The sequence below is a fragment of the Moorena sp. genome (genome assembly GCF_982860115.1).
This window is the reverse complement of record NZ_CEYLVT010000082.1, coordinates 13931-28682: the sequence shown is the minus strand read 5'-3', so window position 1 is coordinate 28682 and position 14752 is coordinate 13931. Positions and strand designations below refer to the sequence as shown.

Annotated in this window: 14 protein-coding genes; 9 read left to right on the top strand and 5 right to left on the bottom strand. The window is 43.7% G+C overall.

The window, feature by feature from the left end:
* Window positions 1-66 precede the first annotated feature (66 nt).
* Both AC4II3_RS15855 and AC4II3_RS15850 read right to left on the bottom strand, forming a co-directional pair.
* On the bottom strand, window positions 67-2034 hold the full coding sequence (locus AC4II3_RS15855; protein WP_488009009.1) for an ATP-binding protein: 1968 nt from the start codon (window positions 2032-2034) through the stop codon (window positions 67-69).
* Window positions 2035-2445: 411 nt separating this feature from the next.
* Entirely contained in the window at window positions 2446-2667 is a 222-nt protein-coding gene (locus tag AC4II3_RS15850; RefSeq protein WP_488009011.1) for a DUF3134 domain-containing protein, read from the bottom strand.
* A gap of 73 nt (window positions 2668-2740) precedes the next feature.
* Between AC4II3_RS15850 and AC4II3_RS15845 the strand changes: the two genes are divergently transcribed.
* Window positions 2741-3325, top strand: a complete 585-nt coding sequence (locus tag AC4II3_RS15845) for a PAP/fibrillin family protein (protein ID WP_488009013.1) — start codon at window positions 2741-2743, stop codon at window positions 3323-3325.
* On the opposite strand, the gene AC4II3_RS15840 is transcribed toward AC4II3_RS15845, so the two are convergent.
* The 3 genes from AC4II3_RS15840 to smc all read right to left on the bottom strand — a co-directional run bounded on the left by AC4II3_RS15840 (window position 3311) and on the right by smc (window position 8962).
* Window positions 3311-3448, bottom strand: coding sequence for a hypothetical protein (locus AC4II3_RS15840; protein WP_488009015.1), 138 nt, complete (start codon window positions 3446-3448; stop codon window positions 3311-3313). The two genes, AC4II3_RS15845 and AC4II3_RS15840, sit on opposite strands and share 15 nt — an antisense overlap.
* A 308-nt stretch (window positions 3449-3756) precedes the next feature.
* Window positions 3757-4755, bottom strand: coding sequence for a PRC-barrel domain-containing protein (locus AC4II3_RS15835; RefSeq protein ID WP_070395043.1), 999 nt, complete (start codon window positions 4753-4755; stop codon window positions 3757-3759).
* 307 nt (window positions 4756-5062) lie between these two features.
* Window positions 5063-8962, bottom strand: coding sequence for a chromosome segregation protein SMC (gene smc, locus AC4II3_RS15830; protein WP_488009057.1), 3900 nt, complete (start codon window positions 8960-8962; stop codon window positions 5063-5065).
* On the opposite strand from smc, the gene AC4II3_RS15825 reads away from it, so the two are divergent.
* The 8 genes from AC4II3_RS15825 to AC4II3_RS15790 all read left to right on the top strand — a co-directional run bounded on the left by AC4II3_RS15825 (window position 8859) and on the right by AC4II3_RS15790 (window position 14624).
* On the top strand, window positions 8859-9092 hold the full coding sequence (locus tag AC4II3_RS15825; RefSeq protein WP_488009063.1) for a hypothetical protein: 234 nt from the start codon (window positions 8859-8861) through the stop codon (window positions 9090-9092). The two genes, smc and AC4II3_RS15825, sit on opposite strands and share 104 nt — an antisense overlap.
* A gap of 235 nt (window positions 9093-9327) precedes the next feature.
* Entirely contained in the window at window positions 9328-9882 is a 555-nt protein-coding gene (coaD, locus tag AC4II3_RS15820; RefSeq protein WP_488009017.1) for a pantetheine-phosphate adenylyltransferase, read from the top strand.
* Window positions 9789-10535 (top strand): F0F1 ATP synthase subunit B, encoded by a 747-nt coding sequence (locus tag AC4II3_RS15815; RefSeq protein ID WP_488009019.1) that lies wholly within the window; start codon window positions 9789-9791, stop codon window positions 10533-10535. The genes coaD and AC4II3_RS15815 overlap by 94 nt, the downstream gene beginning before the upstream one ends.
* Before the next feature lie 100 nt (window positions 10536-10635).
* A complete protein-coding gene (locus AC4II3_RS15810) occupies window positions 10636-10803 on the top strand; it encodes a hypothetical protein (protein ID WP_488009021.1) in 168 nt (55 codons plus the stop codon).
* 16 nt (window positions 10804-10819) lie between these two features.
* Entirely contained in the window at window positions 10820-12358 is a 1539-nt protein-coding gene (locus tag AC4II3_RS15805) for a flavin monoamine oxidase family protein (RefSeq protein WP_488009023.1), read from the top strand.
* A 444-nt stretch (window positions 12359-12802) separates the two neighbouring features.
* Window positions 12803-13480 (top strand): Uma2 family endonuclease, encoded by a 678-nt coding sequence (locus AC4II3_RS15800; protein ID WP_488009025.1) that lies wholly within the window; start codon window positions 12803-12805, stop codon window positions 13478-13480.
* Window positions 13481-13884: 404 nt separating this feature from the next.
* Entirely contained in the window at window positions 13885-14301 is a 417-nt protein-coding gene (locus tag AC4II3_RS15795) for a XisH family protein (RefSeq protein ID WP_293103506.1), read from the top strand.
* Complete coding sequence (locus tag AC4II3_RS15790) at window positions 14289-14624, top strand: XisI protein (RefSeq protein WP_293065500.1); 336 nt, start codon at window positions 14289-14291, stop codon at window positions 14622-14624. The genes AC4II3_RS15795 and AC4II3_RS15790 overlap by 13 nt, the downstream gene beginning before the upstream one ends.
* Window positions 14625-14752 lie beyond the last annotated feature (128 nt).

Here is a 14752-nt window from a genome sequence, read left to right as displayed (position 1 = left end):
GATTCCCGATTCCCCTCCTGGGAGGGGTTAGGGGTGGGTTCCGATTCCCGATTCCACACTTGCGGCTTATAACCTAAAATCCTCTGGATAAATTGGTATGTTTAACTTGCGAAACTCCGTCCGTGTGGCTGCCAATACCAATTCCATGGTTACGGGGGTACCTGCCTGGGCTGCTAAAAAAGCTGCATTGAGAGCAATATTATTAATACTACCACCGGCAAGATTAAATCGCCCCAAACGGTCATAATCTAATTCTTCTAAAGGTGTTTCCTCTGGAAAAACGTTCTGCCACATCAGCTTACGTTGCAACCGACCAGGGAAGGGAAACTCAATTATAAACCGCAGTCGCCGTAGAAATGCTTGATCTAAAGCACTCTTCATATTGGTTGCTAAAATTGCCAATCCCCGATAAGATTCTATCCGCTGTAATAGATAATTAATCTCTATATTGGCATAGCGGTCATGACTGTCTTTTACTTCACTACGTTTACCAAATAGAGCATCTGCTTCATCGAAAAATAACATTGCTCCACCATCTTCCGCAGCATCAAATAAACGTCGCAGGTTTTTCTCTGTTTCGCCGATATATTTACTTACCACGGCTGACAGGTCAATGCGGTAAAGATTTAGTTGTAAATTATTCGCTATCACTTCCGCTGCCATGGTCTTTCCGGTCCCACTTTCCCCAGCAAACAAGGCACTGATTCCCATTCCCCGATTCATCCGTCGTTGAAATCCCCAATTTTCATAGACTTTACGACGTTGGTTAACTTGGTCAGCAATTTGATGGAGCAAGCCCATTTCTTCTTTTGGTAAAACTAGATCATCCCAAGTGGCTTTGGTATCGATGGGAGTCGCCAGGTTATCCAATTGCGGACGAGTGCTAAGTAAACAAGCATGCCAAAGACGAGTATGGCATTCGACCTTATCTGTTATCTTTTCATCCAGTGCTAATCGGGCATTCTGCTCAATAGTTGAGAGGTTAAGATTAAACTGACTGGCTAAAAGGGAGGGACTTTCTGTTAAGCCAGCATCACCAAGACAGTTGCTCCAAGCTGCTTGTTGTTCTGGGGCGGTAGGTTTGGTAATATCAACGGTAACACTGGCTCTAGTTAAATGCGATCGCGCTTCGTGGGTATCGAGAAACAACAAACTGTGGTACCGTGATAAAAAGCGGTGGAGTGGTGAAGCGGAACCAGTAGTTGCGGATTTTTCCTGTTCCTGGGCATCGAGGTAAAGCACCACTGGCATCAGAATACTTTCCCTCTCCCACAATCGCAAGAAAGTTTCCAATTCTGCGGCTGGGGTCGGTAGTAACCCAGAGGGTAAGCGATACAGTTGCAAACCAAGAGCGCTAGCGGTATGACCAGCAATTAGCTCCTTACTAGGACTATCTGTACCCAATAACTGAATGATGGGTAAATGGGGTGCAGAGCTTGCTTGTTTGAGATTGTTGATAATTTTTTTAACAATAGTTTCCTGAGAAGGAGGTAGGTTACCTGTGGGGGGGTCCACGGTCATTACTAAGGTTGCCAGTCGGTCATCTAAGTAATTTAAGCCTTTGAGGTAATTGACAATTCGCTCATCAGCTCGCAATGCACTAGTAATTAAAGGTTGATATCCTACCTGGTTAATTTCAATCAATCGCCAATAACGCAGGGGACGTTCCGGTGAAACTACATCCCAAGCCGGTTGGTCAAACAGGGAAAGCGCTAAAGCAAAGGTGGGATAGGGACGTTGTTCATCGTTTTGAGCCAAAGCACATAAACCAGCAATCCTGGTATCCAGTTCCATCCCCGCACACAACAGCAACACCCCTTGTTCAAAAGGGGAAAGTCCAAACCGGCGACTTAAATACACCAAGGCCGGGTATGGCTCTATGGCTGCAACGGTTTCCATTGCACCATAAGCTTGCTCTATGTCTGTCTCTATGACTTCTTTCCCCGCCAGCTGTTGTAAACGCAGACGCAGCCAATCCAGTGCCTTGGCTAAGTAGCTCTCATTACGGTCTAACCAGTAGTCTCCCCGACTCATGATCGTGATCTAAGGGTGAATTACTCATACAGCATGACTCAAAACTTATTTTTTTTGGAATTCAGGTCAGTGTAGACAATTTTGAGAAATTTTTCGGGACTGAGATACCCTTTTCCCCAGGTGGCATCGAAATCAGCAGTAGGCTTGGAGCACTAGAGACATCATTGAAAGGATAGATGCCATTGAAGTAGAGTGACCAATAATAGTAAACATCAACTAATTAATTCATTAGGGATGAATTAATTAGTTGCTCAAAACCTTGTTGTTTTGTGGTATAATTTAGTTTATGAAAAATAATTTTAGAAATGATTCAGCAACGGTTACATTGTGAATCATTTCTGATTGCCATTCGGTTCCAATTCGGGTAAAACTATTGGCTAAAACTAGACTATTTGGTAAAACTAGTTAGCGTTAAGTCAAACTTTCTTCCTCCTCCTCGTAGCTACTTTCCTCTACCCCCATCAGTTCAGAGATTTCTACGTCATCACCTAGGGGATTTTCTTCCTCTAAAATCTCCCGTGGGATCAGGCGATTATTAGACTCTAACCAATCTAAAAGGGAAGTTTCTTGCTTAAGGGGAATTACCTCAGCGAGTTGATCACGATGTAGTTCACGTAGAGCAGGATTGTACATAGGCTTCTTCAGCTAATATGGACGAGGTGAAAACCTTTAACTTTGAGTCTAGCAGTCAGCTAGAGGAAATTTTATGATTGGCAAGGCGGAACTCTTAGAAGCGATCGCAGGAAAGAATCGTGGTCTATTAGCAAGCAAAACCGATAAAACAGCAATACTTGCAGCAGTTACCCAACTGGAAGGGAGAAACCCCACCCCTCGACCCCTTGAGGCACCAGACTTGCTAGATGGTAACTGGCGTCTGCTATATACCACGAGTCAAGAACTTTTGAATCTTGACGGATTTCCCTTGGTACAACTGGGTCAAATCTACCAATGTGTTCGTACCTCAGATACTAAAATTTACAACATCGCTGAATTATCTGGTATTCCTTATCTCGAAGGTGTTGTCAGTGTTTGTGCTAGTTTCGAGCCAGTATCTCAATGCCGGGTTAATGTTAGGTTCGAGAGGTCTATCATTGGTCTACAAAGCTTGCTGAGCTATAGCTCTGCCAATGATTTCATTGAGCAAATCGAAGCTGGCAAAACGTTCCCAGCTATTGACTTTCCCATCAATAGCGACAACCAAGAGGGTTGGTTAGAGATAACCTATCTTGACAATGACCTGCGCATTGGACGGGGGAATCAGGGGAGTTTGTTTGTGTTAACCAAGAAATAAGTAGAGAGTAGAGAGTAGGGAGTAGGGAGTAGGGAGTAGGGAGTAGGGAGTACTCACAGGGGTAGGTTTTTTACATTTCGGTAAAACATGGGACGACTCAGAGGAAGAGGAAAAGAAAAACAACGAACAAATGATGATTTTAACGACAAATTAAGTATATTGTCTTGATGCAATAGCGAGTGGGGGAAACCCCCTGTTCCCTTGCTGCATCGCTTGTCTGTACCCCCACACCCTACACCCTACACCCTACACCCTACACCCCACACCTGACGTCTTTGTAAAAAACATACCCTTGAAAGAGTAGGGAGTAGGGGTTGGGAAAATTGACTGTACCTCATAACTATGATCAAGGCTATATTTGTTCCCTAACCCTCAACAAACAACTGTCAACAAACAACTGTCAACAAACAACTGTCAACAGTTATCATGTATTAGTAACCAGCCTCTTCTTCGTATTCTGGAGCTTTCTTTTTCTCAGGAATGTTGACTCGCGGTGCTTTGTAAGGCTCTGGGGAGCGGTCATCATCCCAGGCATCACCCTCGACTTCGTACTTGTCATAGTCCTGGGTGTTAGTTTTACCATAGTTTGGCTCAGGTGAGCTATAGACTGGCTGCTCGTAGCGCACTGGCTGAGGGGACTCTTCCCGTTCATCGCTCCAGTTATCTTCTTCTAATCTGGCTTCGACATACTTCTTCGGGACTGGTGCTTCTCGTCTGATCGGCTCTAGTTCTGGCTCTTGCCAATCGTCATCCCAGGCATCTTGAGCTCGGTTGGCATTCTCTACTGTCTGAGAGATGGGAGTACGTATTGGAATCCCGGTTCCCAGTTGATTTTCTGGTCTAGCCGTTGGAGTATAGTAGGGGTCTTCTGTGTCCTTTTCCCAAGGGGGTCTGCCAACCCCCATACGTTCTAATACCCCGACGGTTAACTGGACCAGATGCTCTTGAGCTTCCTCAAATACAATTAATCGGTCTGGACCACTGCTGACAATTTCATCAATGGGTAGCTCATAAGTACTAATAACCTGGTCGGGTATTTGGGGCAACCCTATCGATGCAATGATTAAGGCGGAAACGGTGCCATCTTCTACATTGAACTTGAAGCCTCTAACCCGACCTAAGAGTTCACCGGTTTCGGTGATCACTTCGCTGTTAATCAGGGTACTATAGGCATCGACATCAATATCTTCGATAACGTCTTGATCATCTACCAGGATGACATCACCAAATTGTCGAATGCTGCTCAGGAGCATGTACTTTGGCATACCGGCTACTGCCAGGAGGTTGTCTCGCAGACCCAGTGCCACAACCTGGCGTCTGTCTATATCTACCAAGAGCTCCTTGACGACTCCGAGGCGTTTGCCATTGTCACGGGTAATTACCTGAGTATTTAAGATATCGGAGCGTGGACGAATTTGTTCCGTTGTCATTATATCTCGCTTTTCCTGAGCTATACTCCTGATGGATTAAAAATAAATAATACGTGAGCATTAATTACGTGAGCATTCAGCTATCAGCTATCAGCTTTCAGCTAAGGTAATCCCACCCTGATAGTTAATCAACAGACTACAGAGGTTATATATAACCTCTGAGCATCGGTTTTTTTCCTACATAACCCCCTTCGGACGAGGGGTTCCTGGGTCGGTTCTCTCCAAAATCAATCATGAATAGCTTATAGCTGATCAGCCTTGGGCTTAATGCTTACAATAATACTGGATTTGATGAATGGGATTTTATCTAGTTAACCGTACTTTTGGGTGATAGTTTTAAACCCAATACTTGAGTGTATGCTCCCCTGGCTTGGGTAACACCAATGGTGCGTTGAGCAGACTCAATCATAGGACGGCGTAAGCTCACTACAATAAATTGCGCAAGTTTAGCCTGTTGTTTGATCATTTTAGCTAATCGCTGGACATTTGCCCCGTCCAAAAACATATCGACTTCATCAAAAGCATAAAATGGCGAGGGACGGTAGCGTTGTAGGGCAAAGATAAAGCTAAGGGCTGTGAGGGATTTTTCTCCTCCTGACATAGATGCTAGCCGCCGCACCGGTTTACCTTTGGGGTGTGCCACCAGGTTTAGTCCACCGCTAAAGGGGTCCTCTGGATCATCGAGTTGTAAATAACCATCCCCATCGGACAGTTCAGCAAAGATGGCTTGGAAATTTTCATTGACGGCATCAAAGGCTTCTTTGAAAGCACGGTATCTCAAGGTGGTAAAGTTTTCTATCCTTAGCAACAGTTCAGTACGTTCACCAGCTATGGTTTCGAGTTTCTCAGACAGTTCTTGGAGGCGAGCTTGAGTTCGGTCATATTCTTCTAAGGCCAGCATATTCACGGGTTCCATAGCCTGTAGACGTTTCTGTCCGTTGCGCAGTTCCTTTTGTAGTTGTTCTAGTTGAGCAGCTAGGGAGTCAACGGCAATTCCCTCTGAGCTTTTTTTGTCACTAGAGGGGGAATTTTTATTGACAATTGGAGGTATTTCTGGTATAGGGTCTGGTAATTCAGCTGCTTGGTCTTGGAGTTGAGTTTGGAGACTAGCAAGTTTTTCTGCTCTAGCAGACTGGGTTTCTTGAAGTTTTTGGTGTTGCCAAGAGGTTTCTTGGTGTTGTTGGCGCAGTTTTTGTAGGTGTTGCTCGGTGCGATCGCGTTTTTGTTTCTCTTGCCCCAATTTCTCCTCTAACTGGCGTAAGGCAACTGTCGTTTCGGTAATTTGCTTGGTGAGTGTTTCTAACTGAGTGTTAATTGCTGATTGCTGCTGTTGCCAAGATTCGATTTGGGTTTGATAGTCTGCTATTTTCCGGTGGCCTTCGGTCAGTTGATCCCTCAGGCGCTGTTGCTGATTCTCCTTCTGTTGTAGTTGTTTCTCGGTATTTCTCAAGACTTGTTCACACTCGCGCAACTGAGCTTCTTCGGTTTTAATGGTGTTCTGAATCTGTTGCCACTCGTTATGAGTTTGAGACTCCTCCAGTTGAGCCAGTTGTTGCCGTAAGTCAGCAAGTTGGGATTCTTGTTGGGGTAACTCTATGGCTATGGTCTCTAGCCGTTGAGTAGCGGCGGAGAGTTCTTGGTTGTTTTTAGCCAGAAGCGATCGCATTTGGGCTTGATTGGTCTGAGATTGCTCAATCTCCCTTTGTAACTGTTCCAAACGTAATTTGGTTTCCGAGTGTTTTGCCCTAGTTTCTGTCAATTCCTGGGTAATTTGTTTGATCGAGGCAGATTCGGTAGTAATCAATCCCTCGCAATGGTGTAGAATCTGTTCAATTTCCGCTAACCGGGTTCGCAAGCTACGGATTTCAGAGGACTCCATAGTGTCACTGGTACCAAAGTGCAATCCCGAACGGTGACTGGTGCTACCACCAGTCATGGCACCGCTTATTTCCAAGATTTCCCCATCTAGGGTAACGATGCGGTGTTTACCCAAGTAGGTACGGGCATCATTGAGAGTTTCAAAGACTACTGTAGAGCCAAATACATAGGCAAAGACTTTTTGGTAACGGGGGTCGCAATCAATTAGCCTAATGGCGTAGTCAACAAAGCCCTTAGCATACCGTAGCACAACCGTTTCTGTAAATTGCCTAGGTTGGATTTTGGTAAGAGGTAAGAAGGTGGCTCTGCCAGCGCGTTTTTGTTTGAGGAGTTCGATCCCAGCCGCTGCTACACTATCATCTTCTACCACTAAATTACCAAGGCGTGCGCCAGCAGCAATTTCTAAGGCTAGCTGATAGCGCGGTTCAACTCTACCCAATTGGGCAACTAATCCACACACTCCTACTAGACTACTTTCTAGGATAACTTTAGTAGCATAAGTCCCTTGGGCTTCTTGTTGAGCTTGGGCTTGGGCTTCTAGTTTATCGAGTTGCCGTTGTTTTTGCCGTTGTTCCCCCAGTAGGCGAGTTTGGGTTTGTTGTTGGACTTGTAGTTGTTGTTCGGTATTCCCTAAGGATTGGGCGAGAGACTGGACTTGTTGGGAATAAGTGCTTAATTGGGTCTCTAATGCCACAGCTTGGGTTTGCTTGGTGGCGATTTCTGGTTCTAAGGTTTGCAGTTGCTGGGTTTGGTCTTCGATTTGCCGATTTAGCTGATTCTGACGCTCTTGGAGTTGAGCTTGCTCCGTGCGTTGGGGGTTGATGGTTTTGAGTAGGGTGTCGATCTGCTTGGTGAGGGTGGTTTGTTGTTGTACCCAGGCCTCACTAGCCGCTGCGATCGCATTGGCTTGTTCTCGGCTTTGGTTGAGAGCAGCTTGGGCCTCATCCCGTGCCACTTGTAAGGAGGTTTTAGACAAGCTCTCTAGATCATTTTTTTCTGCGATCAACTGTTGCAGGGTTTGCTCGACTTGTTCAATTGTCTCTTGTGTGCGTTGGAGATTAACAGCAGCATTTTGTAGGTTCTCAGTTAATTCCTGCTGTCGGGTTTGTAATTGACGTTGTTCGGCTTGTTGAGTGGCAAGAGTGGATGCGATCGCAATTTGTTCTTCTTCTCCTAAAGCTTTGACCCGAGCATTGAGTTGGTCAAGTTCAGTGGTAGTTTGGTTTATTTGTTCCTCTATGCTAGTAATTTGAGCAATAAGCTTGGCTTTTTTCGTATTAGCAGCATCAATCTGCTGTTGAAGTTGGGATACTTGCTTCTGGAGCAATCGCCATTTTAGAACAATTTCCCACTGTTGCTTTTGTTGGAGTTCAGCACGGAGTTTTTGATATTTCTCAGCTTTAGCACGGTCAGCAGCTAAGCGTTCCCGTTGAGCCGTCAGTTCTTGTTCAATAATTCGGCAACGTTCTTCTCGCTCTTTGACAGTGGCGAGGGTTTGTTTAGTTTGGGTAATTTTGCGGTCAAAGGCAGCAACTCCAGCTAATTCGTCAATAATCTCCCGCCTTTCTCGGGATTTCATTGAAATAATGCTAGTGACGTCTCCTTGCTGGACAACATTATAGCCTTCTGGGTAAACCCGCAAGCGATTGAGTTGTTCATGAAGTGCAGTAACAGTACAGGGTTCACCATTGATGTAGTACTGGGAACTGTAATTACCTTGTTTAGTGACTCGCAACCGTCGGGTGACACTCCATTCTAGATCCGTTGCAGGTTGGTCAGGAGTTGACGGTTGTTCGCTTAGGGTGGCCTTTTGGCCAAGGTTATTGGGTTGAAGGTTATTGGGTTGAAGGTTATTGGGTTGAAGGTTATTGGGTTGAAGGTTATTGGGTTGAAGGTTATCTGGTTGTTCGCGTAGCGTGGCCGAAAGGTCAAGGTTATCTGGTTGTTCGCGTAGCGTGGCCGAAAGGTCAAGGTCATTTTCTGAACCTTCAACCTGTAACGGTTCGTCTAACTTGCTAACCTGTAACGGTTCGTCCAACTTGCTAACCTGTAACGGTTCGTGTAACTCGTCATAGTTATTAAAGTCAGATAAGTCAAAGGTAACTGTGACACTCGCTTCGACAGTGCCTCGATGTTCTTTATTGTGGTTAACTAAATCAGGAAGGCGTTCAGCTCGCATTCCTTTGGAACTGGCGATACCAAGACAAAATAGAAGAGCATCAAGAATGTTGGATTTGCCTGACCCGTTTGGCCCAGAAATTACGGTAAATCCTTCCAGGAGCGGTATTTTTGTAGTGCCGCCGAAGGATTTGAACCGCGAGAGTTCCACTCGCTTGATGTGTACCATAGGCGTTTCATCGGTTGAGGTTAACCGGGTCGTCACACAGAGTGTGCGTAGTGAACACATTGCTGATCAGCGTAGCATGGGCAATAGCCAGATGGCGCAACGGATGGCTTAAAAGATGATGTAAATGGGTTAACAGATGGAACGGATGGCGGATGGAGGGAGGACAGTGTGGGGCTGCAATTAAAATGCTATATAATATATCAAAAAAAACTAATCAGCAATAACTAATGACTAGTGACTAATCACCAATGAGTTAATAACTAATAGCTTAACTATTAGTTCAGTATGTCATCGCCGTGAAACAAGCTATATAATCACTCCTTGAACCCATTGGTAATACTTGCGTCGTGATTGCAATCTATCCAGGCAGCTTCGATCCCATTACCCTAGGACACCTTGACATCATCCAGCGTGGCTGTAGACTCTTTGATAAGGTGATTGTCACGGTGCTGCGCAATCCCACTAAATCTCCCTTGTTCACAGTGCTTGAGCGAGTCGAGCAGATTCAACTTTGCACCCAACACTTACCTAATGTAGAAGTGGACAGTTTCACCGGTTTAACTGTGGAATATGCCAAACTGAAGAAAGCTCAAGTACTGTTGCGAGGGTTAAGGGTGCTTTCTGACTTTGAGAAGGAACTCCAGATGGCTCATACCAATCATACCCTCTGGGATGAAATCGAAACGGTTTTTCTCGCCACCTCTAACGAATATAGTTTCTTGAGTAGTAGCGTAGTCAAAGAGATTGCCAAATTTGGCGGCTCCGTCGATCATCTTGTCCCCCAACAGGTTGCCTTAGATATATACCGATGTTACGCCAAGAATCATCCCGGTACGACCCACCCGAGCCAAACAAACCCCCAAACCCGACTGAATCCTTTAATCCTGGATCAGGAGACATAGATATTCAGGGGCAATTTAACTATATCGAGGACATAATCTTCGATAGCCCCCACATCCCCTTTACCAGGCGCACCCTGATTGATGAAGAACTGTTGCTGGCTCAACTCGACTTGGTGCGGGAAAATTTGCCCTTAGCTTTTCAACAAGCTACTAGAATAATTGAAGAACACGATGCAATTATCCAGCAAGCTGAACAGTATGCTCAAGAAATCATTGAGACAGCTCAGCGGCGTGCTGAAATGATCTTAGATGAACTCGGTATTATTCAGCAAGCGGAACACGAAGCCCAACAAATCAGCCAACAAGTTCAAAAAGAGTGTGAGACGATGCACAAGCAAACGGCATCGGAGCTTGAGCAGATGCGCCGCAAAGCCCAGCAGGAACTGGAGCAAATGCGCCAAATGACCCTAGCTGAGTGTGAGGAAATTCAAAATGGGGCAGATGCCTACGCTGACGGAGTGCTCTACAATATTGAGCAGCACCTCAGTGACATGCTTAGAGTAATTCGCAACGGACGTCAGCAACTCAATGGTTCTGTTAAACCCCAAAACTCTGGCAAGAAAGACAATGGTAAGAAAGACAATGGTAAGAAAGACAATGGTAAGGGGGGTTCACGCTCACTTAAAATCCCATCGAAGTCAAAAAAAGGATGAACGATTAAGGATTAAGGATTAAATAATAAATATTTCATTTATAGGTTGTTAACCTTATTGGTTGTTAAAGGTTTTTAAAGAGCTGGCGGCAACATAAACCATGCACGGAGGAGCCGGTGATGGTGATCGTGTCATGTCCGGTTTTAAAGCCAAGTCTGGGGAGTTATCCCTCAAAAAACGCGATGCGCGAGCATTGAGCCGCTACGCGATTGACCGTAGGTCATGCTACGCGAACGCATTTTTGAGGGAAAATCAGTCTAAGACCTAATTTCGGATAACGCTCGATGTTTAACCCTTACCGCCATACACAAGAGTTAGAGCGACCTTTTTCCTTTGAGCGCCTGTATCGTCATCCTGGTTCTCTTAGTTCCTACGATCAAGGTGGTACTCGCAAACGAATTGGGATTATCGGTGGAGGAATTGCAGGACTTGTTAGTGCTTACGAACTGAGTCAACTCAACCATCAAGTTACTGTATTAGAAGCTGATTCTCGCCTCGGAGGAAGAATTAAGACTCATTATTTTAGTGATGGGACTTATGGGGAATTAGGCGCAATGCGAATTCCTACTAGTCATGGCTGCACATTACACTATATAGATAAGTTTAATTTACCAAAAAGACCTTTTATTAATTACAATCCCGCCGCTTTTTATTATCTACGGGGTAAAAAAACTCGTTTAGAGAGTTACCAACAGTTGTTTGGTATTTACAAGTTAACCTCTGATGAGCAACAAGACCCAGGGGAAATTTACGACCAGTTATTGGAAGAATTAATCGATTCTTTGACTGAAAAAGAGAAATGGGAGTTATTTGCGCCCACTTTTACCAGTGATCAAGTTAGAAAATGGGATACCCTAACGGTTACCGACTATTTTCGCAGTCATCTTTCTCCCGATGCTTTTGAGTTACTCGGTCATGCTACTGGAGCAATTCATTACGACAAAGTATCTCTGTTAAATGGTTTAATTGACTTCTTTGCTTGGCATCGAGTAGAACAATATGAGCTAATCGGAGGACTGGACACGTTAATTAAGGCTTTGGTTAAAAGCATATCAGGCATAATCCAGACTGAAGCCAGAGTAACAACTATAGAAATGACCGATAGAGGGGTTCGGCTTGTCTGGAATAAGCTGGATAAGCAACAAATCGCAGAATTTGACTATATTATCTGTACTATTCCTGCTACTGCTCTGGCTCAGATTAATTTTGAGCCTAGTTTACCTAGCCAACAACAGGAAGCGATTAACAATTTGGGGTATTGCAGTGCCAGTAAAACTCTATTACACTGTACCGCTCGTCCTTGGGAATTTGCCGATCATGTCTATGGGGGTGGTAGCTTTACGGATTTAAATTTTGAAAAGTGTTGGTATCCTTCTGATAATGCTCAATTAGACTCAACAAAGCTTGATCAACCTCATTTTGTTGCTAAAGATCAGGATATTTATTATCAGCCATCAGTATTAACTGCTGCTTATCGCTGGGAAGATAATTCTAGGAAATTTAGAACTTTAGAGGAAACAGCTAAAACCGATTTAACCTTAGACGAAGTTTCCCAACTGCATCCTGAGATTAAAGACTATACTGATGAGATTATTCATAGTATTTGGGATGAAGATAATCAGTCTGGTTCTGGTTCTTATGCCTATTTTGCTCCAGGGGATCGGGAGAACTATCAACCATTACTCGGTCAAGTTTATCCAGTAGATAATCCCCGTGTTTTCTTTGCAGGGGAACACTTGGCAATTAATCATGCTTCAGTTCAAGGAGCAGTGCAAACAGCTGTTTCAGCAGTTATTGATCTTCTGGAAAGTTCTATTTTTTAGATTTAGCTTATCAAGCACAACCTAAACTATATAAAAGCAAAAATAACAATAATAGATGCTCTTTCGTTTCTTCAAACCCGTATCGCTCATAATAAGCCAGACGTTCAATTTTTATTAATCACTTTTTGGGCTTCTTTAACCTGAGCATGAACCATAAATTGATTTAAGGTTCCCCCGGTTAAATCCGCCAGCTTTTTGTAAAGTATCTTTGACCGATGCAGGAAGCCTAGCTGTCACGCGAGTATCATTAGGAGTGTTACTTGCCATCTGAATTTATTCCTCAATTTCTTTAACTATAGCAATTCTCTATCCCATGAGGTACCAAGGGATCCCCCTAAATCCCCCTTAAAAAGGGGGACTTTGAGGTTGATCAGCGTACCTGGTAAATGCCATAAACACTATAGTTTTTGTTACCATAAATTTCAGCTTCAAGAAGAAAAAACGATGACTCAAGCCAAAGCCGAAGCCAAATTATACAGCTTTGATGAATTTATCAGCTGGTATCCCGAAAATTCAGAAGTCCGGTACGAACTATATGATGGAGTAATTATCGAAATGCCCAAGCCAAAGGGGAAACATTCAAATCTAACTGGTTCCCTGATCGAGCAACTATTGATAGTTATCAGACAGATAGGCAAAGGAGGCATTTGGACTATTCCTAGAGAGTCAATTGTTAAACCAAAACGGGAAAACTCAGGTTATGAACCGGACATTATTGTTTTGAATCAAGACGTTATGGGGGCGGAATCTCGCTGGGAAAGCGAATCAATTATTCAAAATCCTGATTCCGTAAAATTAATCGTCGAAGTTGTTTCAACTAATTGGCGTGACGATTACTACAATAAATTTCAGGTGCGACCCGTGGCGAATTTAATTCGCCAACGGAAAGCGCACCTAAGAGATTATGAAGAGATGGAGATCGAAGAATATTGGATTATCGATTATGCCGCATTGGGGGCGAGAAAGTTTATCGGCAACCCCAAGCAACCCACATTTTTTGTTTGTCATTTAGTTGACGGCGAATATCAGATGACGCCCTTTACGGGAAATACTCCCATTGTTTCCCCGACTTTTCCCCAGTTCAAGTTATCCGCACAGCAGATTTTCAAGCTGGCTTTGTAGGAAAACGTTAGCCAGCGGCATTCATCTAAAGCTATTTTGTGTGACCACCATCAACTGAAAGAGTGATATCATGTCTAGATAATTAGTGATAAAACACCTTCTTTCTTGAAACCTTACTTCTTTACTTGTGCCTTGTGCCTTCTGCCCTCTGCCTTAGATTCGGCGTTTAGCTTAGTATAAGTATTTAACTGAACATGATATCATATCATCCCACGGCTAAGCCTTGAGCTTACCAACCTCACAGTTTGGCATTTCTGCCCCAGTCAAAACCCTTGCGGTCATGAGTTTTACTGAGAAGTTAAATCTTTTTAACTAAAAAAAGCCTGATGTGGTTGGATAGCTTCTTTTAAGAGTCTAGAAGAAATAACGTGAACTATTGCTAAAATTCAGGAAAAGCATATCATATGTCTGCTAAGGATTATTTTCATGAAGCTGTCAAAGGAGGACTAATTAAGGATGGATGGATTATCACTCACGATCCACTCTACCTGGATTTTGATAACGCTCGTATTCAAATAGATCTGGCAGGAGAGAAACTAATTGCAGCGGAGCAAGGTCTTGAAAAAATTGCTGTTGAGGTGAAAAGTTTTATCGGTTCTTCTACAATTTATGAATTTTACTTAGCAGTGGGACAATGTTTAAGTTATCGAATTGCCTTAAAAGCGCAACAACCGGAACGTAAACTTTATCTAGCGGTTCCTACCTATACTTACGAAGAGTTTTTTCGTCGTCCTTTCGCAAAGCAAACAATTCAAGAATCTAACATAAACCTATTGGTATATGAGCCAAATCAGGAGGTAATTTTGCAGTGGATAAGTTAATTCAGTATCGTCGTCTGATTCAGGAAACCTTGGAAAAGCATAGTCTGGTTAAGTTAGCCAATGAAGAAATCAAAGTCTATAAATTCTTCGATCCTGAGCAAGATCATTATCAAGTATTTCATGCAGGATGGCAAAATTATCGTCGTGTTTTCGGACCTTTGATTCATATTGATATTATTGATGGAAAAATCTGGATTCAACATGATGGCACCGAGTTTGGGGTGGCGAATGAGTTACTTGAATTAGGGATACCGAAACAGGATATTGTCCTAGGGTATCATGCCCCATTTATGCGTCAATATGATGGATTTGCTGTTGGTTAGAAAGTATATATTTATGGTTTTTTAGGGAACAGGGAACAGGGAACAGGGAACAGGGAACAGGGAACAGATTAGAGTCCGACGCAAGAAACAGCCCTGGAGTTATAGGGGATTCCTGCTCCCTAAAAACC

Excerpts from the sequence above, each read along its gene's own strand:
- AC4II3_RS15855 (WP_488009009.1), bottom strand. The coding sequence starts at position 2,034 with ATGAGTCGGGGAGACTACTGGTTAGACCGTAATGAGAGCTACTTAGCC.
- AC4II3_RS15850 (WP_488009011.1), bottom strand. The coding sequence starts at position 2,667 with ATGTACAATCCTGCTCTACGTGAACTACATCGTGATCAACTCGCTGAG.
- AC4II3_RS15845 (WP_488009013.1), top strand. The coding sequence starts at position 2,741 with ATGATTGGCAAGGCGGAACTCTTAGAAGCGATCGCAGGAAAGAATCGT.
- AC4II3_RS15835 (WP_070395043.1), bottom strand. The coding sequence starts at position 4,755 with ATGACAACGGAACAAATTCGTCCACGCTCCGATATCTTAAATACTCAG.
- AC4II3_RS15825 (WP_488009063.1), top strand. The coding sequence starts at position 8,859 with ATGTTGGATTTGCCTGACCCGTTTGGCCCAGAAATTACGGTAAATCCT.
- AC4II3_RS15815 (WP_488009019.1), top strand. The coding sequence starts at position 9,789 with ATGTTACGCCAAGAATCATCCCGGTACGACCCACCCGAGCCAAACAAA.
- AC4II3_RS15810 (WP_488009021.1), top strand. The coding sequence starts at position 10,636 with ATGCACGGAGGAGCCGGTGATGGTGATCGTGTCATGTCCGGTTTTAAA.
- AC4II3_RS15805 (WP_488009023.1), top strand. The coding sequence starts at position 10,820 with ATGTTTAACCCTTACCGCCATACACAAGAGTTAGAGCGACCTTTTTCC.
- AC4II3_RS15800 (WP_488009025.1), top strand. The coding sequence starts at position 12,803 with ATGACTCAAGCCAAAGCCGAAGCCAAATTATACAGCTTTGATGAATTT.
- AC4II3_RS15795 (WP_293103506.1), top strand. The coding sequence starts at position 13,885 with ATGTCTGCTAAGGATTATTTTCATGAAGCTGTCAAAGGAGGACTAATT.